Origin of the sequence: Nocardiopsis synnemataformans (assembly GCF_965343085.1) — a bacterium.
Lineage (GTDB): Bacteria > Actinomycetota > Actinomycetes > Streptosporangiales > Streptosporangiaceae > Nocardiopsis > Nocardiopsis alborubida.
On record NZ_CBDRFA010000185.1, the window covers coordinates 1 to 640 of the forward strand.

Consider the following 640-nt stretch of genomic DNA (forward strand, 5'->3'; position numbering starts at 1 on the left):
TCCTGAGGGAGAAGGCCGACCGATGAACCGATTCACCACGGATATCCAGTCCGCGATCGACCGCACACGGGAACAGGTCGCTTCCCTGCACGCCGAACTGACGCGCTACGGCCTGGTGGTGTGGACCGGCGGCAACGTGTCCGGCCGCGTCCCGGGGGCCGACCTGTTCGTCATCAAGCCCTCCGGGGTGGACTACGCCGACCTTGCCCCGGAGAACATGATCCTGTGCGACCTCCACGGCGGGGTCGTCCCCGACACTCCCGGCTCGGACCGGTCGCCGTCGAGCGACACCGCCGCCCACGCCTACGTCTACCGGCACATGCCCGAGGTCGGCGGCGTCGTGCACACCCACTCCACCTACGCCACCGCGTGGGCCTCCCGGGCGGAGGCTATCCCGTGCGTGATCACCGCGATGGCGGACGAGTTCGGCGGGGAGATCCCGGTGGGGCCGTTCGCGATCATCGGCGACGACTCGATCGGCCGCGGCATCGTGCAGACCCTCACCGAGCACCGGTCCCGCGCGGTGCTCATGCGCAACCACGGTCCCTTCACCATCGGCAAAGACGCGAGGGACGCCGTGAAGGCCGCGGTCATGGTCGAGGACGTCGCCCGCACCGTGCACGTCGCCCGCCAGCTCGGC

General features: G+C 70.3%; 1 protein-coding gene. It reads left to right on the plus strand.

The genetic code is table 11. The annotated features are described in order from the left end of the window. Positions 1-22: 22 nt before the first annotated feature. Positions 23-640 (plus strand): L-ribulose-5-phosphate 4-epimerase (locus ACSIH6_RS39380; RefSeq protein WP_435113992.1); only part of this gene is annotated, 618 nt, incomplete at its 3' end.